This window comes from Psychrobacter halotolerans, from assembly GCF_039680845.1.
Lineage (GTDB): Bacteria > Pseudomonadota > Gammaproteobacteria > Pseudomonadales > Moraxellaceae > Psychrobacter.
The window spans coordinates 775,621-798,725 of sequence record NZ_JBDKWD010000001.1 but is presented as its reverse complement, the minus strand read 5'-3'; the positions used below and the strand labels follow the sequence as shown (position 1 = coordinate 798,725).

The 23,105-nt window shown below is 44.1% G+C and carries 17 protein-coding genes; 7 read left to right on the top strand and 10 right to left on the bottom strand.

Annotation, left to right across the window (positions count from 1 at the left end):
- Positions 1-142 precede the first annotated feature (142 nt).
- Positions 143-1,450, top strand: a complete 1,308-nt coding sequence (locus tag AAJP47_RS03435; RefSeq protein WP_346716488.1) for a VWA domain-containing protein — start codon at positions 143-145, stop codon at positions 1,448-1,450.
- Positions 1,451-1,732: 282 nt separating this feature from the next.
- Here the strand turns inward: AAJP47_RS03435 and AAJP47_RS03430 are convergent, their stop codons facing one another.
- Positions 1,733-2,863: a sterol desaturase family protein gene (locus AAJP47_RS03430; RefSeq protein WP_346716487.1), complete on the bottom strand. Its 1,131-nt coding sequence runs from the start codon at positions 2,861-2,863 to the stop codon at positions 1,733-1,735.
- 624 nt (positions 2,864-3,487) lie between these two features.
- Here AAJP47_RS03430 and AAJP47_RS03425 point away from each other — a divergent pair.
- Entirely contained in the window at positions 3,488-5,155 is a 1,668-nt protein-coding gene (locus AAJP47_RS03425) for a hypothetical protein (protein WP_346716486.1), read from the top strand.
- Between the two features lie 187 nt (positions 5,156-5,342).
- On the opposite strand, the gene AAJP47_RS03420 is transcribed toward AAJP47_RS03425, so the two are convergent.
- Entirely contained in the window at positions 5,343-6,239 is an 897-nt protein-coding gene (locus AAJP47_RS03420; RefSeq protein ID WP_346716485.1) for an ABC transporter substrate-binding protein, read from the bottom strand.
- Positions 6,240-6,734: 495 nt separating this feature from the next.
- Between AAJP47_RS03420 and AAJP47_RS03415 the strand changes: the two genes are divergently transcribed.
- Together AAJP47_RS03415 and AAJP47_RS03410 are read left to right on the top strand one after the other, a co-directional pair.
- A complete protein-coding gene (locus AAJP47_RS03415; RefSeq protein WP_346716484.1) occupies positions 6,735-7,247 on the top strand; it encodes a YbaN family protein in 513 nt (170 codons plus the stop codon).
- A gap of 242 nt (positions 7,248-7,489) precedes the next feature.
- Positions 7,490-7,699, top strand: coding sequence for a cold-shock protein (locus AAJP47_RS03410; protein WP_010201661.1), 210 nt, complete (start codon positions 7,490-7,492; stop codon positions 7,697-7,699).
- A gap of 291 nt (positions 7,700-7,990) precedes the next feature.
- Here the strand turns inward: AAJP47_RS03410 and AAJP47_RS03405 are convergent, their stop codons facing one another.
- Positions 7,991-9,118 (bottom strand): YeiH family protein, encoded by a 1,128-nt coding sequence (locus AAJP47_RS03405; RefSeq protein ID WP_346716483.1) that lies wholly within the window; start codon positions 9,116-9,118, stop codon positions 7,991-7,993.
- A 169-nt stretch (positions 9,119-9,287) separates the two neighbouring features.
- Between AAJP47_RS03405 and AAJP47_RS03400 the strand changes: the two genes are divergently transcribed.
- Positions 9,288-10,217, top strand: coding sequence for a LysR substrate-binding domain-containing protein (locus AAJP47_RS03400; RefSeq protein WP_346716482.1), 930 nt, complete (start codon positions 9,288-9,290; stop codon positions 10,215-10,217).
- Between the two features lie 219 nt (positions 10,218-10,436).
- Here AAJP47_RS03400 and AAJP47_RS03395 read toward each other — a convergent pair whose 3' ends face one another.
- Both AAJP47_RS03395 and AAJP47_RS03390 read right to left on the bottom strand, forming a co-directional pair.
- Entirely contained in the window at positions 10,437-10,898 is a 462-nt protein-coding gene (locus tag AAJP47_RS03395; RefSeq protein ID WP_346716481.1) for a universal stress protein, read from the bottom strand.
- A gap of 199 nt (positions 10,899-11,097) precedes the next feature.
- Positions 11,098-11,559, bottom strand: a complete 462-nt coding sequence (locus AAJP47_RS03390) for a universal stress protein (RefSeq protein WP_346716480.1) — start codon at positions 11,557-11,559, stop codon at positions 11,098-11,100.
- A 479-nt stretch (positions 11,560-12,038) separates the two neighbouring features.
- Between AAJP47_RS03390 and AAJP47_RS03385 the strand changes: the two genes are divergently transcribed.
- Entirely contained in the window at positions 12,039-15,119 is a 3,081-nt protein-coding gene (locus tag AAJP47_RS03385; protein ID WP_346716479.1) for an insulinase family protein, read from the top strand.
- A gap of 185 nt (positions 15,120-15,304) precedes the next feature.
- Here AAJP47_RS03385 and AAJP47_RS03380 read toward each other — a convergent pair whose 3' ends face one another.
- The 3 genes from AAJP47_RS03380 to AAJP47_RS03370 all read right to left on the bottom strand — a co-directional run bounded on the left by AAJP47_RS03380 (position 15,305) and on the right by AAJP47_RS03370 (position 18,440).
- A complete protein-coding gene (locus AAJP47_RS03380; protein ID WP_346716478.1) occupies positions 15,305-16,588 on the bottom strand; it encodes an AGE family epimerase/isomerase in 1,284 nt (427 codons plus the stop codon).
- Positions 16,581-17,396 (bottom strand): SDR family oxidoreductase, encoded by an 816-nt coding sequence (locus AAJP47_RS03375; RefSeq protein WP_346716477.1) that lies wholly within the window; start codon positions 17,394-17,396, stop codon positions 16,581-16,583. Before AAJP47_RS03375 ends, AAJP47_RS03380 begins: the two co-directional genes overlap by 8 nt.
- 480 nt (positions 17,397-17,876) lie before the next feature.
- A complete protein-coding gene (locus AAJP47_RS03370) occupies positions 17,877-18,440 on the bottom strand; it encodes an NUDIX hydrolase (RefSeq protein ID WP_346716476.1) in 564 nt (187 codons plus the stop codon).
- Between the two features lie 432 nt (positions 18,441-18,872).
- Between AAJP47_RS03370 and AAJP47_RS03365 the strand changes: the two genes are divergently transcribed.
- A complete protein-coding gene (locus AAJP47_RS03365) occupies positions 18,873-19,610 on the top strand; it encodes an NUDIX hydrolase (RefSeq protein ID WP_346716475.1) in 738 nt (245 codons plus the stop codon).
- A 259-nt stretch (positions 19,611-19,869) separates the two neighbouring features.
- Here AAJP47_RS03365 and AAJP47_RS03360 read toward each other — a convergent pair whose 3' ends face one another.
- Both AAJP47_RS03360 and nhaA read right to left on the bottom strand, forming a co-directional pair.
- Positions 19,870-21,192 (bottom strand): oxygenase MpaB family protein, encoded by a 1,323-nt coding sequence (locus AAJP47_RS03360; protein WP_346716474.1) that lies wholly within the window; start codon positions 21,190-21,192, stop codon positions 19,870-19,872.
- Between the two features lie 301 nt (positions 21,193-21,493).
- Positions 21,494-22,696 (bottom strand): Na+/H+ antiporter NhaA, encoded by a 1,203-nt coding sequence (gene nhaA, locus AAJP47_RS03355; protein ID WP_346716473.1) that lies wholly within the window; start codon positions 22,694-22,696, stop codon positions 21,494-21,496.
- Between the last annotated feature and the right edge of the window lie 409 nt (positions 22,697-23,105).

Below are 23,105 nucleotides of genomic sequence, written 5' to 3'. Positions count from 1 at the left end.
AAGGACAATATCAGCACCTAAAATCTTATTTTTAGCCTGCCTAGGGCGAAAAACCATTACAATGTTATGCTGTAGCGGTTTTTTAATGTCAGTAATTAAGCTACTATCTTTCAAAGAATAACACGCTAAAGTAAGGAACACCATGAACCATCTCACCGTTGGACAACGCTTACCCTTAAGCAGCCTTACTATCGATGACACCGCGCCCATCACGCTCAAGTTCACCCGTCAAAGTCCGATAGAGATGGACATCAGCTGCTTTGCATTAGACGCAGCGGGCAAACTGATTAATGATGATTACATGGTGTTTTACAATCAGCCAGCTTCGCCATGTGGGCAAATTAAGCTGACCCATTACGAGTCGCAGCTAACGGCAAATAAAAGCATCCAAGCTGAGTTTGAAGTTAATTTATCCAAACTACCTGCCAACGTTGACAGCTTGTTTTTTGTGTTATCAGCCGACATCCCGCTTAATCAAATACAATCGTTAGAGATTGGTATTTGGCAGCAGTTGCAAAAAGCGCAGGCAGAGTATCAAGCAGCCGATTTTGCCCAGCAGCAAGCCAGTATGCTCATGCAAATTTATCGTAAAGGCGGTATTTGGCGCTTAGCAAATGTTGCGCAAGGCTTTAACGGCGGTTTGGCAGCAATCGTGCAGCACTTTGGCGGAGATGTAGCAGAGGATGAGAGTAAAGCCACGTCTTCACCTGTTACTTCATCAGCTAAGATAAACACTTCAAAAGTCCCGTTAGAAAAGGTGATGCTAGAGAAAGCGCCCAAGCTCGTTAACCTTGCCAAAAAGGCCACCATTTCTTTAGAAAAACGCCAATTACAACAACTGACTGCCAAAGTTGCCTTAGTATTGGATGCGACTGGTTCGATGAATCGACAGTATAAGGACGGGCGCGTCCAAGAAGTGATCAATCGTCTATTGCCGTTGGCTGTCAGTTTCGATGATGATCAAGCATTGGACTGCTGGGCGTTTGGCGAGAATTGTGCTTACTTGGGTGAGGTTGAACTGAATAACTACGCGGATTTTATCGACACGGTACAAGGCGGCTGGCGCAACTGGCCGCTGGGCGCACGCGCCAACAATGAAGCAGGCGTGATGAAAGCGGTCACTGACTTTTATAAAAAGGATGGTCTTGACGTTCCGGTGTACGTTTTATTTATCAGTGATGGTGGCGTCCGAGACACGCGCGGTATTACTGACATCATGATTAGGGCGGCAAAGCTTCCTATCTTTTGGCAATTTGTCGGGTTGGGCGGTAGTAGCTACGGCATTCTAAAAAAACTAGATGATATGACAGGTCGCTTGCTGGACAATTGCAGCTTTTTTGAACTGGACGATTTAGACGATGTGAGCGAAGAAGTCTTGTACGAGAATATGCTAGAAGAGTTTCCAAGCTGGCTAAAAGAAGCGCGCGAGATAGGCTTGATAAAGAAATAATAGTATTGATTATTGCCAAATAAAAACCGCCACAGTGTTTGCTATGGCGGTTTTTTACTGTCCGAAGAGTCTTTTTAGCTCTTGCTGCTAGTTTGCTTTACTGAAATTTCTTAAATCTATTGCCTTTTCTACTTTAAATAAGTTTTTCATCCAGTCTTTGAGCCAGCAGCAAGCCAGTATTCTCATGCAGATTTATCGTAAAAGTGGCGTTTGGCGCATCTGTAGGTTAAAGAGGATTTATAGCTACCAGTCTTGTAGCGGATAAGAGCTTGAATAATCAGGTCAATTTTTTTTGCGTTGTTTGTGTTGCAGCGGATATACCAACTGCGCTACAAAGCCCTCTGGTATCTTTGTATTGGCTGTCGTACCGTATTTTTTGGGTAAATGGTCTGGCAGATGCACTGTTTTAAATAACACATCATAAATGGGTAAAAAGGCGGCAAAGTTTTTGTCCCATGCCTCTTTTTCTGACGAGTGATGCCAATGATGGAACTCTGGAGTTGCCAACACCCAGCGAAAATACGGAAAACGAAAACGTACGTTGGCATGAATAAAAATGGCGTGAAAAGAGATAAACACCAAATAAGCATAAGTGGCCGCTGGAGAGAACCCCATAAACAATAACGGAATATAACCGACAAAACGATTTACTATCAGCTCAAATACATGCACCCGACTCGCCGCTAGCCAGTCCATGTGATGCGAAGAATGATGCACGGCATGGATGCGCCACAGAGACGGGACTTTGTGCATACTGCGATGAATCCAATAACTAAAAAAATCCACTATGATCAAAATTTCTATAAATTGCAGTGCTAAAGGCTGACCACTTACCGTCTGGTGCCATGAGGGATTGAGCCATTGGTTGAATAAAATCTGTGCAGGAATGATGGTAAAAAAACTCAGTAACTGAATACCCAAATGACTAAACATGAAGTATTTAATATCGGTTACCCAGCCAGATCGCAACAGTTCTTGTTCTTTATATTTGGCATAAAACCGCTCCATAGGAATAAACACCAGCGCGGAAATTAACAGCGTTAAAATAAAATAGTCCAAGCCTGCATATATACTACGGTCGTAGTAATTGGGCTCGATCTGCCCTGATGCGAGGAGCGCCGCAAAGCCATTGAGTAATATACCCGCCATTCCCCACCGCTTAGACGGATTGCGTAGTAGGCTAATAAAACCCGACACAAAGCCAATGATCACACTTGCAAACAACATGCCGCGTAAAATCTGTCCATTATATAGGGGTCTAAAATCTGGCGTGGTGAGTAGGTTAGGGAATAAAAAACACAAAGCAGCAAGCGTGGTAAGTATGCCCAAAGATACCGCAATAAAGGCGGACACTTGCCCTGAGCCTTTTTTTATTTCACGGTCTTCTAAGTGTTTTCGGAGTAATTTGCTCATAGTTTTAATGTGTTAATGCGATTTGGATCTAATTTAGCATTGTTCGATACAAATCACTATATTAATTACTCAACATTATTAGATAAATACTGTAGATTGTGATGATACCTGTAAGGTAGCTATCGTTAGCTTACAACTCACCCTTAGTACATAAGATTTCTCTCTTATCTTGCCTAAAGCAGACTGCTAACCATAAGTGTCAGACAGGTTCGGCTACAGTGAACATCACTTTAATTAGCCCAAAAAACGTCCCCTTAAAGGATAGGGTATTTGACCATCGCTATACGGCTACCCTGCAATCATTATGTGACTGATGGCTAAAGCAAGTGAAGTAGGTAGGGTCACTTGTAGACTTATCGTTGAACCACGACGATGCCAAAACTATGCTAATGAAAGTCCTACTGCTAATCGTAATTTTATTCTTCTTAAAACAATACTGTTGGATAGCAATTTATGACTGATTTGACAACCCACTCTATATGCAATCGAGCAACCGTTTTGGCTTCTTTACCATTGAGCATTTTACTAGCGTTACCTATCAGTGGCTGCTCTTTGGAATCATCTGTTGATAATAACAGGGACTCGGTAGACACAGACGCGGTAGATAGAACCGCATCATCGAGCATGCATGCAGATACCAATAATACGAGTAGTCACAAGCCCAACTATGCTTTAAAGCAAATTATAGCGCTTCCCTTTACTAAAAAGACGTCACAAAACGGTCAACAAAGGCCGTTATCAGCGTTTCCAGTTGAGACGAATAATAAACAGCTCCAAGAGCTGCTATCGCGTGATTATATGAAGCGTGCAGGATTCTATCAGCTCCCTAATAAAGATGATATGCAAATCTTTGTCATATTCCATGCTTATGAGAGCGAGTCTCTTGAGCTTGAAGATACATCTGGCTTAACCATTGACCAACTTGAAGACCAATACAGTTACCTTGTGACTATTAAAGAAGCGCATACTTCAAATGCCAATGACACTGTTGATATATTTGAACTGGCTCAAAATAACTTTGTAATAGCAAAAGACTATCAACAGATCATTAACTACTATTATCAGTTTAACCGCCAACCCATTCATTATCAGTTAACTGATGATGGCTCAGTGCGAGCAGACCGAAGTATCACCAATGTCACTACACTGCCTTTTAGTAGTTATAACGTTGATGATGCCATTCAACTCGATACTAATCTGGTCACTGATAAATTTTTGATAGGTGATCAATTACTTGCCAAACAAGTTACTAATAAGCTTAAGCCTATTTTGGGTGGTTCCTCTGACCAAGGTTTTTTTAAACTGCCCAGCATTGGCAACATTGAAGTGTTTTTGGCATACGGGTTATTCGAGGATAGCAGCGCGGACTATGTTACTGATGATAATCCTGAAGGCATGTTTGTAGACCCTGAATATTACCTCATTACTGTTAAAAATGGCAATATCGCCATTGCCCCTTTAGGTAGCAAATTCACTATTGAAAAGGATTACCAAGAAATATCAGCAGTGGACAAGTATTTTCAAATCACGGTCACAGGAAAGATTGTTCCTGTTGATAGACGTCCTAAACGAACACCAGTAAGGGCTAAGATTACGCAAGCAAACTATAAACAGTTTTTTCCCAGTCCTTTATTTGCCAGTTTTCATTTCGATATCAATAATGATGGCAAGCGTGACTTAATAGTGGTTAAAGATAAGTCTAATGGCGATGGCCAGCAAGATGATGCGTTATACGTTTATTTAGCAAAAGGTAAACATTATGAGTTAGATTTGTCTTCTATTACATTTGCTGATGCCCCTGCTACTCTTTTTTCTACCGTCACCCCTAGACATAATAATAAGGGCTTCATTGTAAGTACATACCGGGCAAATAGTGAAAAAGACTACATCAAAGAGTACCTGTTTGAACAGGTTGGTGCTGAATGGTGGGTGACCTATGGCGTTTTAAAAAGCACAGTAGATACAGGCGCGGCATATTATTGTCAAAGTAGAACGCAATATAATGCCACGACGGATTTTGCTCGATTTGATTTAGATAAAGAAATCGACGATGGCTACAAATTGAAAAATTGTCCCATACCGCCTACCAGCTATAAGGTGGTCAGTGATAAAGCAGAAATTTTAAGTGAGGATTTTATGCCTAATAAACCCCCAAGCTATTTTATAAAAGGCGATATCATACAACAACCCGACATTTTTTACGGACAAAATCAGGATTGGGTTAGAGTAAGCTATAAAGATGATTCAAAGTCAGGGTGGGTGCGTAAGCGTGATTTGATAGGTATGAAATAGGATCTTTGATCGTTTAAATACTAAGACGGCTTATGAGTAATGTGGATTTCCATAACACCTGTGAGGTAGCTATAGCTGGCTTACAAATCACCCTGAATAGCTAAAATCAAGTTTTTAGCTTGTCTAGGGCTAAAAACCGCCAAAGCAAACGCTATGGCGGTTTTTTATTACTCAGACTATTTTAATTCTACAGTTCCCAAAGCGACTGATACTGCTCATCAGTCAACGTCACAATATCGATCTCTGCCAGCATCTCACGCAGTTCTTGCCACTTACTTGCATCAGGCTTGATAGGCGTGATCAATCTACCGAGCGTATTATCAATGATGGCATCCATCAAGGCATCGGCTTCGGTTTTACTATAGTCGTAATACATACGGTGAGCAGCATCCGGATCGTTTTTACACAGCTCCGTCATCTGGTTGGTCACTTGGATAAAGGTATCTATCGCGTCTTTTTTCGCCCTATAAATCTCATCTGTCGTGAGGATTTCTAACGCCGAAAAGTTCGGATACGGTGACAGATGTTGGTCGATAAACGTAAAGTCTAGCCCTTCATGAGTCGCTTCAACGCCTTCAAAGTTATAAAAGCAGAGCCACGCGCCATCAAGGCTTGGGTCTTGTTGTAGATTTTTTATATGGTAAAAGTCTTTTTGTACAAAGGTGACATTATCACGGCTGATACTAAAGCCGTTTTTCTTGGCATAGCGAGATAAAATCTCAAAGCCAATGCGATTGGTTTTTTCCTCAGCGGCAGGCGTACATATTCGAATCGGCTGATTGTTCTGTAGCTTATCCATACTGGACTGCTGCATCAATATGCCGCCATCAGTCTCAAAAAAGCAGCCCAGTGCACGCAAATTAGGCGCGTAATGCTCAAACAAATGAATAGGCTCATTGACGTGCAAATCAATCGTTTGATTCTGTAATTCGGCAAAGCCGTCATAATGATCATCAGGCTCGATAATGGTAATATCAAGTCCTGCTTGCTCATATGCGCCCGTGGTCACACCAGCGATAAAAGACAGATGATCAGGGTTTAAAAACCATTCGAGGGTGAGGGTAAGCTTGGTGGTTGGCTGCATCGTTGTTTCCTTTTTTAGGTGGGAAACAATCAGACTGATACTGTTTAGATAAAACAAAAAAGGCAAAACAAGGAAGACAAAATCTCAAAGCCAGACGCGCCATTACAGGAATGCATCACCAAAAGATTTGTTAAAACGTGTCATGCTTGTTTCCTACGTCAGTGCTAACTGCTTCAGGTTCACGGGTATGTCTCAGCAATGTTTTTGATTGTCTTATAACGTCAAAAGCAAAGCACCCCGACAAGATTGATTGGTACTGCGTCATCATAAAGGACTTGCCAGCGGTGATGCAAGGCTTCGTGTGGATTGCAACCTACATTATCTTACTCGCTTTTCACAAGCAAAAATGCTTGATGTTTAGGTGTAAAATTTAACGAAAGTTAGGTAAGACTAATAGATGCACATTTTCCACACTTACTTAAATACTCATCAAACACACCCAGCAATAGCAAAACTCTTATAAAATTCACCTTGTACCGTTTTTAGCGATATTGCATGCTTACTACCCTATATGAGCAGCTCTCCCATTTAATAAGTGATAGCGGTTCAACTTCTATATTTTTATTGCCACACGACAACACTTCTATGACTGCAAACAAAAAAGCTTTCTATCATCGACCCCATACCAATCAATCCAAAAACCCAACCGTACGCTGGATGTTTGTGATATTGGGTTGGGTATTTTTTGTATTGGGTATTATTGGCGCGGTGTTGCCTGTCATGCCGACAGCGCCCTTTGTATTATTAGCTGCATGGTGCTGGGCGCGTAGCTCAAGACGCTTTCATTTTTGGCTTATTAATCACAAATATTTTGGCAAATTTGTCCGAGATTGGGAAAAAAATCACGCTGTACCTTTATATGCCAAGTGGCTGGCTACTATCATGATGACCATCTCAACGACCATGTTATTTTATCGTCTACCTAGTGACATGATGTGGATGGCATGGCTAGTGGCCGCCGTCTGTAGCGGGGTAGCGGTCTATTTATTCAGATTACCAAATGCTTGAAATCATTATATTTCCGTCTAAAATGATGAAAAAACACGGTTAGTTACACGAAATATGAGATAAGACTTGCGATACCAGAATGTACCCCTTATAATACGTCCAAGCTTAAGAGCAGTTCTGCACAAATCATTACCTCGTAGTATTAGTTATAATCCTTCGTTTTAATATTTATCGTTCAGTAGCTATTTGCAAGCGTTATCGGTCACTAGACCATTAATAAATTTAAAAGTAGGATTATCAATATGTCAGATACTCAAAAAGGTACAGTTAAGTGGTTCAACGAAGCTAAAGGCTTTGGTTTTATCGCTCCAGAAACTGGCGCAGACGTTTTTGCTCATTACAGCGAAATCACTGGTTCAGGCTTCAAAACTTTGGCTGAAGGCCAAGAAGTTGAGTTCACTGTAACTCAAGGCCAAAAAGGCCCACAAGCACATAACATCGTTGCTATCTAATTTGTCTTTTATAGACTGATAGATAAATAGATGTTTAAAAGACGAACCTTCGGGTTCGTTTTTTTCGTCTTTAATTTAGAGTAAAAAGCCAGTTGCTTTATTAACACCAGTTGTTTTGATAAAAAGTAAATCAAATATAGTAGATTCGCTTTAAAATAATACAGCGATGCTGATATGAATTTTGCGATGCCTTTGGTGTGCAAGGCGTACAGCAAGGGAGGGAAAATCGTACCAGCAGAGTACCATGTCAATCTTATCTTTTTTATATTAGGCAGACTGTAGATGGGCCTATCAGATCAAACTGATACCAACATTAATTAAACCACCGCCAATGATCAACCATGTAAACATGATCGCGCCTAAGATAAGTGGTCTCACTCCAGCTTGTTTGACAGCGCTTAAATGTGTGGTCAATCCAAGGGCAAACATGGCCATTGTGAGCAAAAGATTATCGATCATCACCATACTACGCTCAAAACTGACGGGCATTGGTACCCAAGTATGTAGCAGTACAATCACAATAAATATAAAGGCGAACCACGGCACATTGACTTGCTGTAAACGGTTTATCATGGAAGGTTTATTATTTTCAGAATTAACGCCTTTAGAATCAGTGTCTTTAGAATTAACAGTTTTAGAATGATAACCTTTGGTCAAAACAAAAGACAATATAAGTAAAAAGGGCGCCAGCATCATCACGCGTATCATCTTGGTGACCACGGCCGTATCACCAACGTTAGTGCTAATAGCATTACCTGCCACCACCACTTGCGCCACTTCATGGATGGTTGAGCCAGTATAAATGCCATATTGCTCGGCACTCAGCCAAGATTGCAACCAGCCCAGCTGATATAAAAAAGGGTAGAGCAGCATCGCGATTGTACCAAACACCACCACCGTGGCGACCGCAATCGTTACCTTGTGAGCGTCTGCCTTAACCACTGGCTCTGCGGCAATCACCGCTGCGGCGCCGCAAATACTGGCTCCAGAGCCAATCAGTAACGTCGTTTGTCTATCGACTTTGAGCCATCTTGTACCGAGCCAATAAGTCAGTAAAAACGTCGATGTCAGTACCAAAGCATCAGTCATGACCGCTGGCATACCCACGCTTGCGACTTGTGTCAATGTCAGCTTAAAACCATAAAGCATGATGGCAAGGCGCAGTATCTGACCTTTGGCAAAGGTGACACCCACGTCTAAGTGATCAGCAACAATGGGGTAGACCGTATTACCCAGCACCATACCCAGCAAAATAGCCAACGTTAAAGAAGACAGTCCAACGATGCGGCCATCTGCCCAAGTTGCCACGCTGCCCTCAAGCCATAGACAAAACACACTACCGACAAGCACGACCATCAACCCTGCGATATGACGGTTACTGGGGACATAGTGGGTCAGGGTTTGAGTAAAAGCTTGCATGTCTTGTCCTATCTCGATAATTATTGCTAATCCAAATAAGCATAAGCTTATGACTCGACAGTATAAGTCATGCTTGTTTATAATAAAAATAGATTAATAAGATACAAACTATCGATTTTTTAGGTTAATTATATATAAGACGAAAATACCTTGCGTCAGGATGACCATAATGAAAAAAGCAGTGCAGACATTACCGAAGATTACGCTTAAACAGCTGTCTGTTTTTGTCAGTATTTATCAAACGGGCAGTACCAGTCGCGCCAGTGACGAGTTGCATTTGTCACAATCAGCGGTCAGTAGTGCATTGACTGAGCTAGAATCAAGACTACAAATGCCATTGTTCGAGCGTGTTGGTCGCCGCCTCAATCAACATCCAAACGCCCATCCCATTTATGTCCAAGCGCAAGCGATTCTAGGACAAGCCGTGACGTTGGAGCATTATCATAAGCACCAAGCTGGTCAAATTCGTATTGGTGCCAGTACGACGATTGGTAATTATGTGTTGCCGCCGCTTCTCGCTCAGCTATATCACGCGTTGCCAGAGGCAAACGTCGATATGTATATTGCCAATACGCAAGAGGTGGTCAATGAGATCGAGCAATTAAATCTTGATATCGCCTTGGTAGAAGGCGTGCCGCGACCGACCGACATGAAAGCCATTGAACAGCGGGCATGGCGAACCGATACGTTAAAGATTTTTGCCAAGCGTGATAGTCAGTGGTTGACTGAGGTGGCGACATACAATAATGCTGCCAATCGTTACGAGTTAAGCGTGGAACAACTGGCACAACTGCCGTTATTGGTACGTGAAGCGGGATCGGGTACGCGGCAAATCATCGATGAGCAATTGCTAAAGCATCTACCGAATGCAGAGGTCGTTAAGGCTATTCAACAATCAGAGGCAATCAAGCATATGGTCAGTGCCGACATCGGTCTTGGCTGTCTGTCGCAGCACGTCATTGAAACAGAGCTTATGACAAAAGAGTTGGTAGAAGTGAGTGTCGCGGGTATCGATTTGTCGCGGACATGGTGGCTGGTTTGGCACAAATCCAGTCACCAAAGCGCTATTTGGCAAACCTTTATTGACATTATTCATTAAAACATTGGACAGACTCTAAAGCGCTTATTCATGTGGTGCTACTAAGCGGCTCATGAGACTAAGCTTGTTATCAAAGTCCGAGTGTGACAGACCGCGATTGATGTTAGGTGATTGGACGACACAATCGTCTCTAAAACGTATGAGCAATAAAAAAGCGCCGCGGAATAATAACGCGACGCTTTTTAAACATGAGTATAAGAAGACCGTTACAGCATGTCTTTATTTTTCAATAGGCTTATCGAGCCTAACCACCAAGCTATCACAAGGTACATTTGGCAAGATATTATCCGCTGTCGCACCGCTCAGCCAAGCGACAATGCCATGCCGCTCATGACGACCGATGACCAGTAGATCCACCTCATGCTTATGGCAATAGTTGACAATGCCTTCGCTATTAGAGATGGCCGTGGTCACCTCAGAATTAACGGCGTGTAACTCATTGCGTTCCAAAAACTGCGCCAGCTTGGCACGCGCTTCTTGGCAGCGCCCATCATCGATCTGATCGTATAAGCTTGAAGCCGGCACCAGCTCATAGCCGAAGCCAACCATGGTGTCTTTCACAATATGCAACACCGATAACTTGGCATTCGGACGATTTTCCACGATGCGTTTGGCTTTTTGAGCGACAATATCGGCATCAGGAAGTAAGTCTGTGACCAGTAGTATATGTTCGTAACTCATAACGTCCTCCTCGTGTCAGATGATTCTTACTATAGCACTATGATAGAGCGCTGTTAAGTAAAGCTTGACGATCTTCAGATTGTTCCGGCGACGGCGAGTATAAGGGGCTGCTTTTATAAACAACGACTTTTATAACCAACAACTCTTATAAAAGACTGTCTCAGCTGCCTAGTAAGCAAAAGTAATCCATTCAACTCAATTATTCTGCTACTGGCTGATCAAGCTTGACGACTAAGCTATCACAAGGGACGTTTGGCAAGATACTATCGGCAGTGGCACTCACTAACCAAGCCGCGATACCGTGGCGCGAATGACGTCCGATAATCAGTAAGTCCACGTTCTTTTCATGACAATAATTCACGATACCTTTACTATTAGAGATGGCCGCAGTTACTTCAGAGTTGACGGCTTCTAGCTTGTTACGTTCCAAAAATTGCGCCAGCTTAGCACGGGCTTCCTGCCACTTTTCACTATTGACATCACCAGAGAGGCTAGAGGAGGGGACGAGCTCATAACCGAAGCGTACCATTTCATCCTCTACGATATGCAATACCGACAATCTGGCGTCAGCAGAACCTGCGAGGACATGTTTGGCTTTTTGAGCGACAATATCGGCATCAGACATTAAGTCGGTAACCAATAAAATATGCTGGTAACTCATGAGCGGCTCCTTGTGATAGATAATTCTCACTATAGCACTCCCACTGGCTACTGTTAAGTAACCTAAAGTATAAGGGATATAGGGTAAATGTATGAGGCTCATGAATCAGGTTGTTCTATTGTGAGAATCTATTGAGTATAAATCTGATGCTGTTTTTAATGGTTGCCTTTCTTGCTTATCTTTTAGAGTGTGCCTTGACTTATCAAACGCAAAACCCCATCTATTATCGTTAGGCAAATTCTTATTCAATGATGGAAGCTTGCCCCTATTATATATACAGCATACGCAGCGCTTAAATACGAATATTACCCAAAAGATTTTTGCATTGATTGACATCGATGCCTGATAAACTGACTTATTTTATATCCACTATTTTTATTCATTATTGGTTTTTACCCGCCTAAGCCGCACAACAGGCAATTTTTGAGCGAACATCACGCTCATATTGATGGGGTTAAAGACGTTTTATAAGGAACACTATGACTGACACGCTATTTACCGCTGATTTAACCCTGCATCCAGCGTTTGAGCTGCTTGAGCATCGCCATATTGACGCGCTGTCAATGGACGTATTGATTAGTCAGCATGTCAAGACAGGCGCGATGCATTATCACTTGGCGCATCCGAGTGATGAAAATGCGTTCTTGGTGGGTTTTCGTACCCAGCCTATGGATTCAAAGGGTGAGGCGCATATTTTAGAGCACGTGGCCTTATGTGGATCAGAGAAGTTCCCTGTCCGTGATCCGTTCTTTTCGATGATTAAGCGCTCGCTCAATACTTTTATGAATGCGATGACCGCCGCTGATTGGACGGCATATCCGTATGCAACGCAGAATAAAAACGACTACTTTAACTTGCTTGCCGTCTATCTTGATGCCTCATTTTTCCCTAATATTCATCCGCTTGATTTTGCGCAAGAAGGCATTCGTGTCGAATTAGACAGTGAAGACAAGCCGCATTTCAAAGGTATCGTATTCAATGAGATGAAAGGCGCCATGAGTGGCGAGATTGATCAGCTGTATCATGCGGTAGCACATCATTTGTTCCCAACGACCACTTATCATTATAATTCGGGCGGTGATCCTGCTGATATTCCTGACTTGACGCATCCTGAGCTGGTGGCGTTTCATCAAAGCCATTATCATCCATCAAACAGTGTGATTATGAGTTTCGGTAATATTCCCGTGGCCCAAACGCAGGCGAAAATACATGACGATGCTTTGATTCAGTTTGAGGCAGGCAAAAAGCATGTGTCGCGTCCTGAAAAGCGTCTGTCTGCACCGATTAGTGCAACCGATACTTATACCGCTGACGAATCTGGTCCCGATCAAACCCATCACGTGGTCGCTTGGTTGTTGCCTTCTATTACTGATCCAAAACAGCGTTTGGCACTGCGTCTACTAGAAGGCGTGTTGGTTGAGCATTCAGGTTCACCGCTGCGTGCTTATCTGGACAGTCATCCGCTGGGTAAAGCGCCAAGTCCACTACTTGGGCTTGATGACAGTCATTATGAAATGGTCTTTTATACAGGCTTACGTGGCTCTAACCCTGAGCACGCCGAAGTGGTAGAGCAGGGTATTATTGACTTACTTGCTGATGTTGCCAGTGCGCCGATTGATGATGAGACTATTGAAACCATCTTGCATCAAATCGAGATTGATCAGCGTCATATCGGTGGTGACAGCGTGCCTTATGGTCTGAACCTAATGCTAGAAGGCTTTAGTACGGCTATCCATGACGGCAATCCTATCGATGTTTGGGAAGTTGACGAGCATTTGCAATGGCTGCGTGAGCAGGTCAAGGATGAGCAATGGCTGCCCAATTTAATCAAAACTCACTTGCTTGAAAACAATCACCGCGTCCGTGTCACTTTGACACCTGACAGTGAAAAAACCGCGCGTCTTGCGGCAGCAGAGCAAACTCGCCTTGATACCATCGCGATGGACTTGACCGCCGATGACAAAGACATTTTGCATAAGCAAGCACTGGATTTAGCCGCACGCCAAGCAGCGCCTGATGATTTGAGCTTGTTGCCAAAAGTCGGTTTAGAAGATGTACCAACGGATATCAGCTTTAAACAAGGCACCCAAAAAACAGTCCGTCTAAACGGACAAGACAGCACCTTGTTTGAGTACGAAGCGGGAACCAACGGTATTTATTACTACCAAGTGATCGTGCCCTTGACCGATGCGATTGGTGGCAATAAAAATGACCAATTACCGGTGAATGAGGTCATTAACCATCCGTTACTGCCCATTTATTTAAGTCTGCTATCAGAGCTCGGTACCGACTCGCTCAGCGCTCACGAAATGCAAGCCAAGCAAGCAGCGCACTCATCAGGGGTGACCGCGCGTATCAGTCAACGTACCAATATCGATGATAGTCAGTCTATTAGCAGCTACTTTGTGGTTGCCACGCGCGCGCTGAACCGCAAACCTGAAGCGATTGATTTACTTAAAGAAGTCATGGAGCACAGTGTCTTTACTGAGCATGACCGTATCAAGGAGATCTTGCAACAGCGTCAAGCCAGCTGGCAATCAAACCTTGCTGGTTCTGGGCATTCTTATGCCATGCAGACTGCCAGCCGCGGCATGAGTCGCCAAGCACAGCTAGAGTATGTGCGTAGTGGACTCCCAGCGCTCAACGCATTAAAAGAGTTCTTAGCTCATGCCAGCACAGACGAGACGCAGTGGGATCAGCTAGCAACAAGTTTGATGGACTTGCATCAGCGTTTGATTGGCTTGCCAAAACATGCCGTTATCATTTGTGAAGCCGAACAAACCGAGCGTTTGAGTAATTTGATTGTTGAAAGCTGGAAAGACAGTCAGGCTTCAGAGTCTAATCGTTCTGCCAACCTTATTGAGAAAAATATTCCCAGTGAGTTTGCCGAATTACACTTAGATACTATGTTAAGTGGCCAAGCAGAAACAGCAGAGACAGCAGAAAATGATGCTGATGTTAAAAATACAACGGTTGATGTTGAGGATGTGGCGTGGTTGGTTCCGACCAATGTTTATCATAACGCCAGCGCTTATACGGTGCCAGCGGCTGACCATCCGGATACTGCTGCCTTGATGGTATTAGCGCCTTATTTACGTAACGGCTATTTACACAGCGCCATTCGTGAGCGCGGCGGTGCTTATGGCGGCGGTGCTGGTTACGATGCCAATGCTTGTGCCTTTAAGTTCTTTAGCTACCGTGATCCCCAATGTGCTGAAACCTTTGATAATTTCGAAGCCAGCATCGAATGGTTGCTCAATGAGCCGCAGACAGATGAGCAGCTAGAAGAAGCGATCCTCGGTATTATCTCAGGCATGGATAAGCCCGGCTCGCCAGCCGGTGAAGCGATCAAAGCCTGTTTTGCTAACCTGCACCATCGCGGTGTCGATTGGCAGCGCAAAATGCGTGCGGCTATTTTGGCCGTCACCGTTGCTGACTTACAGCGTGTCGCCAAGAAATACTTGCAAGGGAAAAAACATGTACGTGCGGTGTTAGCACCGTATGACAAAGAAGAGCAGGTCAAAGGCTTGGGCTTTAATGTTTGCAGAATTAAGAGCTAAGGTTTAAAGACGGTCTAGCCGTTTACTTTTGATATAAAAAAGCCGCCCCTTCCATTATTGACAATGAAAGTGGCGGTTTTTTCATTTGAACACTGTTTTTACCTATTAACTGTTTTACCTATTATATAAAAAGTATCAGTAGCGTTTAATACGGTTGTTTTATCAATGGTAGTTATGAAGGACGACTACCATTGAGCATTAAGCACGTGTGTACGCAGTCCACCTGCTAGCGATGCCGCAGTAGGAATTAGAGGCGTGATCGTGGCTTGAAAGTCGTGGTAAAGATCTTCGCGTGTCGGATAAACCACGGTGCTCAAATGACCATCTGCATCTACTTCATGACGCCAGCCGCCAGCCTCACGATCAATTAGCACGCTTGCAATATAATCCCATGCTAACCGATAGTAGTGTTCAAACCTAGATTGTCCTGTGCGCCGAGCCAGCATCAGCGCCGTATTGGCCATTTCAGCTTGCACCCAGTAAGGACGGTTTGGTACGGAAATCTCATCCTCCCAGCTAATGGTATAAACCATGCCTGATTTGCCATCGGCTGCCCATCCGCGACTAATAGCATTGTCAAACAAGGTGATGGCGTCAGACAGTAGCCAGTCAGGCGCGCTCCGTCCTCGTACCTGACAAGCAGACTCAACCTTTAATAGTAATCCTGCCCATTCGATAAAATGACCGGGCGTGAGACCCCACGGACGCAAGTCATCAAAAGGCATATCGGCGTTGTAATCAGGTAGTAGATTCCATTGACCATCAAAATGTTCAGGCAGCCGGCCATGGTAGGTTGCAGGGATATCATGACCAAAACGTTTGGCCAAACTTAATGCTCGCTCAAGCCAGCGTATCTCGCCAGTAGCATCTGCCAGTGCTAAGCAGGCTTCGGTAGTATGCATATTGCAATTAGCACCGCGATAGTCTTCAGGATCAGACCAGTCAGCCGCAAAAGAAGGTAACATGGAGTCTTCATCTTCTAGCCAAAAGTGCTGATCGATAACAGCTATTGCCGCTTGCATGAGCTCAGTACCACGTGGACGCCCAGCGATACTAGCAGAAGCGCCAGCGAGCGCAATAAAGGCATGAACGTAAGCTTTTTTACGTGACGAATGGTCATGAGCTGAAGAGGCGTCACTAAACCAGCCATCATATGTGTGATCACGCAATGGGCCATCGAGCAATGCATCTAAACCATGATCAGCAAGCGCAGCCGAACCAGGAATACCCATGAGAGTAGCGAGAGCATAGCAATGCACCATCCTTGCCGTAATGATGGTTTTGGCAGTGTCATCTACCATATTGCCATCGTTGCCAAGGGTGGCAAAGCCAAGTGGCACACGCGCCTTGGCATAATGTTCGAGCAGGCGCTGCCCTTCAGCGACTAACCAGTGCTTGTGTATACTGAGCTCCGCCCAATGAGTAGATAGTAGATTGGGCGATTCAGAACCAGCATTGATATCAGCCATTGGTAATCATTCCGCCATTGAGATGCAGGGTTTGACCCGTCATAAAGCTGCTATCTTGGCAAGCGAGAAATACGTAAGCGGGTCCCATCTCATAAGGCTGGCCTAAGCGTCCCATAGGGGATGACATCGACTTTAAAATGTCTTTATCGAAGTCTTTAAATGCCAGTTGGATTTCTGTCACTACCGGGCCTGGTGCTACTTGGTTGACACGAATGCCGCGGCTCAGCAGTTGCTGCGATAGCGCACGGGTATAGCCGACGATAGCTCCTTTGGTGGCGGTATAAGGCACCAAAACGTCATTACCAACATACGCGTTGACCGATGTGGTGTTAATGATACTAGCGCCTTCTTTCATGTGCTCAAGGGCGGCGCGGGTCGCATAAAACATACCTGACATGTTGACATCAAAATGTTGCTGCCAGTCTTCATCGCTGACTTCCGACAGGTCATGGTAAGGCTTTTGCATACCAGCGTTGTTTACTAATACATCGATGCCGCCCCATTGTGATACTACAGATTCTACTGCTTTTTTGCAGCTGTGACTGTCTGCGGTATCGCCTTGTAGGACTAAAGCGTCTGCGCCTTCCGCTTCAATTCCTTCGCGCGTCGTACGTGCGCTGTCTTCATCCGTATGATAAAGAATAGCAACCTTGGCGCCTTCACGTGCCATATGCAAGGCAACGGCACGGCCAATACCGCTATCTCCGCCCGTAATCAAAACACGTTTATCAGCCAGTTTATCCGAGCCTTTATAAGCGTCAGTGATGTATTCAGCTGGTGGTAATAAGTCATCTATATGATCTGACATAAAAGTATCTTTTGTTGTATTTGGTTTTTGTTTTATGGTCTTATAGCAAGGCTGTAATACAGAAATGCTTGTTTTAAAAAGCATATTCCGTAGCCTTGAGAATAATTATAATAATATTTTCGAGTGCAACTTAAAATCTGACTGGGTTTATGTTTGGTAATTTAACGATGCGTTATGGTGACAATGCGATTTCTAATTGGCAAGGATAAGATTACGATAACGCACAGGGAGCACATCGTTTTTGTTATGAGGGGTTTTTCTATATTAGTGTGGGCTTGATTGAGTGCGGGCTTAAAACACAGATGTTTTGATAAATGCTAGAATATTCGCGATTAAAGCTAACTATAATCGCAAATCATGACGAGACTCAAAAACTGTTATATTTAATGATAATATTGTCAGCAACATTTTAAAAACCTTAACCAGCTAACATACTGTTAACTGGATAGGCACAGGCATAGGCACAGAAAAGCGTCATTATCAATAACGCTTTATACTTTTGTCTTTGCCAATATATTCTTGGTGGACGGGAAATTGGGTGTGACTGTCAAACTGTTGTCGATCTGCAAAGTAGCTTTTTAACGTACGGCGCACCGCTTCAAAAGCAATTTGATCCCACGGGATGTCTTTTTCATCGAATAAAGCAGATTCAAGGCTCTCAGAGCCAACGCCATAAGCCCCGTCTTTTAGCTCGGTTAGGTAAATGCTATAGATTTGAGCGATATCAGGAATGTCATACAGACAATATAATTGCGGGTTAATAACCACCGCTTCCGCTTCTTCAAAGCTCTCGCGCGCCGCGCCTTCAGCCATGGTTTCGCCATTTTCCATAAAACCCGCAGGAAGCGTCCAAAGCCCATATTGCGGCTCAATAGCACGGCGACACAAAAGGACTTTGTTTTCGTGAATGACCAGAGAGCCACAAATCACTTTTGGGTTCTCATAGTGAATATAATGACAATTTGGGCATACCAAACGCGGCATATTATCCGTGGGTGGTATTTTATATTCTGCTTCATGACCGCATTCTATACAATAGCGCATATTGGCTGCCTTATATAATAAATAAGATAGAAATGAATTTTTTAATGATTATCGTTCTTATTCTATTAGCATAACATGACCATTATCAATTCATGTTTTATCTGGTGAAAGAGCCGATGTCTAAAGTAACAAAAATTGCTTTTATGCTGGCAAGGATGACAAAGTTAGCACAGGATCGCGTGCGGTTGATGCGGTTGATGCGGTTGATGCGGTTGATGCGGTTGATGCGGTTGCTGGATAAGGAAGGTTTGCGCCAGACCGTCCATGTCAGTCACACAAAGTATATGCAGCGGCAACCCGTTTGCGCTAGGCTTGACTAAGGGTAAATATAGAAGTTAAGCGGGTAGGGCTAGCAAATGAGGGCGCGCCTATCATGATAAAGCCAGCCGTTTGTGATAAAACAGACAATGATAAAAACACAAGGCAATTATAATGTTACTCCCCACGCAGTCTATTAGTTTGGATGAATTGTCAGTCGCTGTTCCAGCCTTTATTCGTTATCCGACGCTCAGAAAGTTGGCTGAGCGAATCCAGCATGAGACGTTAAATGCAGTCACCAGTCCATCACGCCATAACGCTCAAAACGCCTCTTATAGTACCCGCGTCTTAGACAGTCTTTATCAGACACCTATTGCAGACGCGTCGGTCTTGGTCGCTATCACTCATGAGCGTCATCCTAAGCTGCTATTGACGCTCCGTGCGGCTCATATGAATAGTCACGCAGGTGAGGTGTCCTGCGTCGGGGGTAAGCATGATGAGGGAGATGGCAATAACGTAGTGACAGCTCTGCGCGAAGCCTGCGAAGAAACGGCGCTACCACCCAACAAAGTCCAACTGCTCGGTCAATTGCCCATTCAAACATCTAAGAGTGGGCTGAGTGTGCGTCCCATTGTCGCGCTCATTGCCCCAGATTTGGTGCTCGTACCTGAGCTTGGAGAGATATCCCGTATATTTTGGGCAGACTTTGAAGCTCTACTTACTCAGCCTACCGTCGAATATGCCGTAGAATACACAATGCAAGATCAAACGGCGACTATGCTCACGCCCAGTTGGCAAGTGGATGGTGAGACGGTATGGGGTCTGACGGGACGAGTGATAGCCAGTCTGCTAGAAACGGGTTTTGATCGGCAGCTTGAATGGTATTACCGGGTACAGAAAACGCGGCTATAACTATAATCAATTCCCTTCAAAGGTCTCTTTAAAAGCGCTCTTTAAATAAGACGCATCACCCGAGTTTCGTCATAAAAAGGTTAGGACAATAGTTAGTCCATCCATTTTAGTGAGTCGATCCACTTCTAAAAGTACGATGCTATTGGATTAATTTTTTGTTGCCTCTGTCTGTAATGACACAGTAAGCAAGAAAAACCTGCTACTTCATACTACTTCATACTACTTCATACTACTTCATACTACTTCATACTACTTCATACTACTTATAATAATCATCATTCTTTTTGAGCCACCAATTCATATTGTCTTGGCGTTTGGCGCGGAACGCTTCTAGCTTTTTATCTACGACTCGATTGTGCTGCCGTGCCGTGTCTAGGGCAAAAAGAATCGGCACTGAAGACAACACACCAAAGCGTATCTTGGATTTTGGTAAATCCAATCCGTCGCCAATATCGTCCCCGACTAAGGTACGTGTCACACTGGCATTCACCATCTCTACAAAGCGTCCGCGGCGATTGTCCTCACCCATGAGCTGGCGCGGCAAATCGTGCAAGGCTTTTGCCAATGGTTGTCCCATTTTAAAATCAAGCTGCTGAATGGACAGATAGGTATAGAGCCACTCCCAACATGCCGCTTCATCTTTCGGTAGTCGCTGTAAATCAACGCCCATCCAGTAACTGGCCAAGTTCCATAAATGCAGAATGCCTTCGGCTTCCTCCTGACTGATGCGTGCACCAAGCAGTCGTAACCCGCGCATAATCAATAGTGAGAACTGTAAATGCGTGGCAATCATATCGGTCTGATTGATCGGCACGCCCCAATAGTCAGTGTTCCAGCTACCATCAGGATTGTGGTGCTGATCCGCCGCTACTATCGATGCCGTATGGTTCTTACCTTTAAGCAAATTTTGACGTACCAAGGTATGGATCTGACGTACTTGGATTGATTGCCGCCAGCCTTCAGAGCCGATCGCCAGTACTTGCTCGATTGGTTTGCGCTTATGAGAGGTATTGGTATTAGAAACGGGGTGTTCGGAGACCGCTAAAATATAAGCATAAGTACGCATGAGCCGAGGGAGGGCATCATGCATCAGAGCGCCCGTCTGGACCAGGGGCAAGGAGAGCGCAGGAATACTATAGCCTGCCATGAGCGCCACGTTACGTAATAGCCAAATCAGCATTAGTGGATAACGGCGGTAAGCAACCGCGCCAATCTGCGTCAGATTTGGGTCGAACCAGTCAGGGTGGTTGCTAAATTGCTCAGTTAAAGCAGCAAAAGCGGGATCATTGATAATAAGGCTGTCGTTATTGTTATCGTTGTTATTAATAATGACTTGCTGTAAAGGTTTAGCAAAACGAATGCCTTTATTGGCTAAGGTATCTGCAAGTGGATCACCAATATCGTAACCGGTGACCATCTCATTTAATAAGTCTTGTGAGATGACAAAGTCTTTTGGCAGTAAATAACGCTTAATCCGTTTTAAAACCTGAAGGTCACTATGATCGTCAATGGCGGTGGTACGACCATGACGTTGATAGGAGTCAGTCGGCCGCTGCTTGTGGTTTTTATTCATCGAATCCATAGGTATCCATTGCCTTTATGATGACGTGTTCACACAATGCCAACGATAAGCATATCTAGTCATTTCAAGAATAGAGGGTGCAACTGGGGTAAATGTTGCGAGGTCTCTGTCGCGCTCCCACACCGCAAGCAAGAAAAATTTCCACCAGTAGAACATTATAATGGTATGTACACTTTTCTTTTGGTTTGGTTATATCCGTTCATTTGAGGCCAGTAGGTCGATGTTCTAAACTGGCACCACATCGCTTGATAACGATAAGCTACTTATCCGCTATATGGCGTTTAAGTAGCTTATTATGCGATCAATGCGGACGGGTCAAATCGACCGATGTGCCGCTGACATTGTCTTTTAAGCTGAATTTAAGCATGAGATAACCTGCAATACCAGAGACAATTGAACCCATGATGATACCTAGGCGCTCATCGAACATGGTAGTGTCGCCTGCGAAAGCAAGACCGCCGATGAACAAACTCATCGTAAAACCAACCCCGCACAACAAAGAAGCGCCATATATTTGCTTGAAGTTCATGCCTCTTGGCATGGTCGAAATACCAAGCTTGAAGATTAACCAGCACATGATCATGATGCCAAGCTGTTTGCCGATAAATAGACCGGCGGCAATACCAAGCGGTACAGAATGGAACAGCTCAGCAATACCCGCGCCTTCAAGCGATATGCCAGAGTTTGCAAACGCGAATAACGGCAAAATACCAAAAGCCACCGTATTATGTAAATCATGCTCCAGCTCTTCAACGGGTGAGTGCTCAGGATCGGTACGGTCAAACATCGGTATAAAGAGCGCTAAGACCACCCCCGCCAAGGTTGCATGGATACCAGATTTTAGTACGGCAATCCACATAATTACACCAATGAACAGATAAGGCGTAATACGGGTGACGTTGCGACGATTCAAGAAGTATAAGGCTGGCAGACACAGACCGGCAACGGCCAATGATTCTAGCGACAACTGACTGGTGTAAAACAACGCAATGATTAAAATGGCACCAATATCATCAAAAATCGCGATGGACACCAAAAACACTTTTAAAGAGTTGGGAACACGGTTGCCTAAAAGACTCAAAATACCAAGGGCGAAGGCAATATCCGTCGCTGCTGGAATTGCCCAGCCTTTCCAAAACTCAGGCTCATTGTGGTTAACGAGCAAATAAACAATCGCTGGCATAATCATTCCGCCCAATGCCGCACCAGCTGGTAGGATGATTTGCTTGACGTTAGACAGCTCACCGATTAACACTTCACGCTTGAGCTCAAGTCCGACTAAGAAAAAGAAAATCGCCATCAGACCATCATTGATCCAGTGGTGCGCATCTTTGGCAATAGCAAAGTCGCCTATTTGAACGGCAACAGGGGCGTGAATAAAACCTTCATACCAAACATTAAGAGGGGAGTTAGCAATAATCATTGCAGCGACGGCCGCCAATGCCAAGACGATCCCGCCTGCTGCGTCAAGTTGAAAAAAAGACTTAATCCTTCGTATTGCCATATCATCCTCATTTACTAAATACAATTTATAAAATAACTTCAAGTATCTACGTGACCGCTTGTAACCGTCTCGCAGATAGAAAGGGGTAGTTTCGCATACTATTCTTCATATAGACAATAAAACACGTCAACTAAAAGTTATCAGTACGTCTGCTATATCCACAATAACGATATTATAAAGAGGATATAACCGACAAAGTAGTTGTAAGTCGTTACAGCTTTTAGTCCATTTAGAGGACTATCAGTCGAATTAAGGACATGCTTTAGACAAATCTAGCAGACTTTTTCGGGTTTTTGGTTTTTTTTATGGTTTTATCTTTATAATGGGCAGCGTTGCCTCACACTCGGTCGTATTTGTGCCTGTCTCAGCAACGCTAGTGCTTGACCGCTAACGAACATTTTAGCTCACC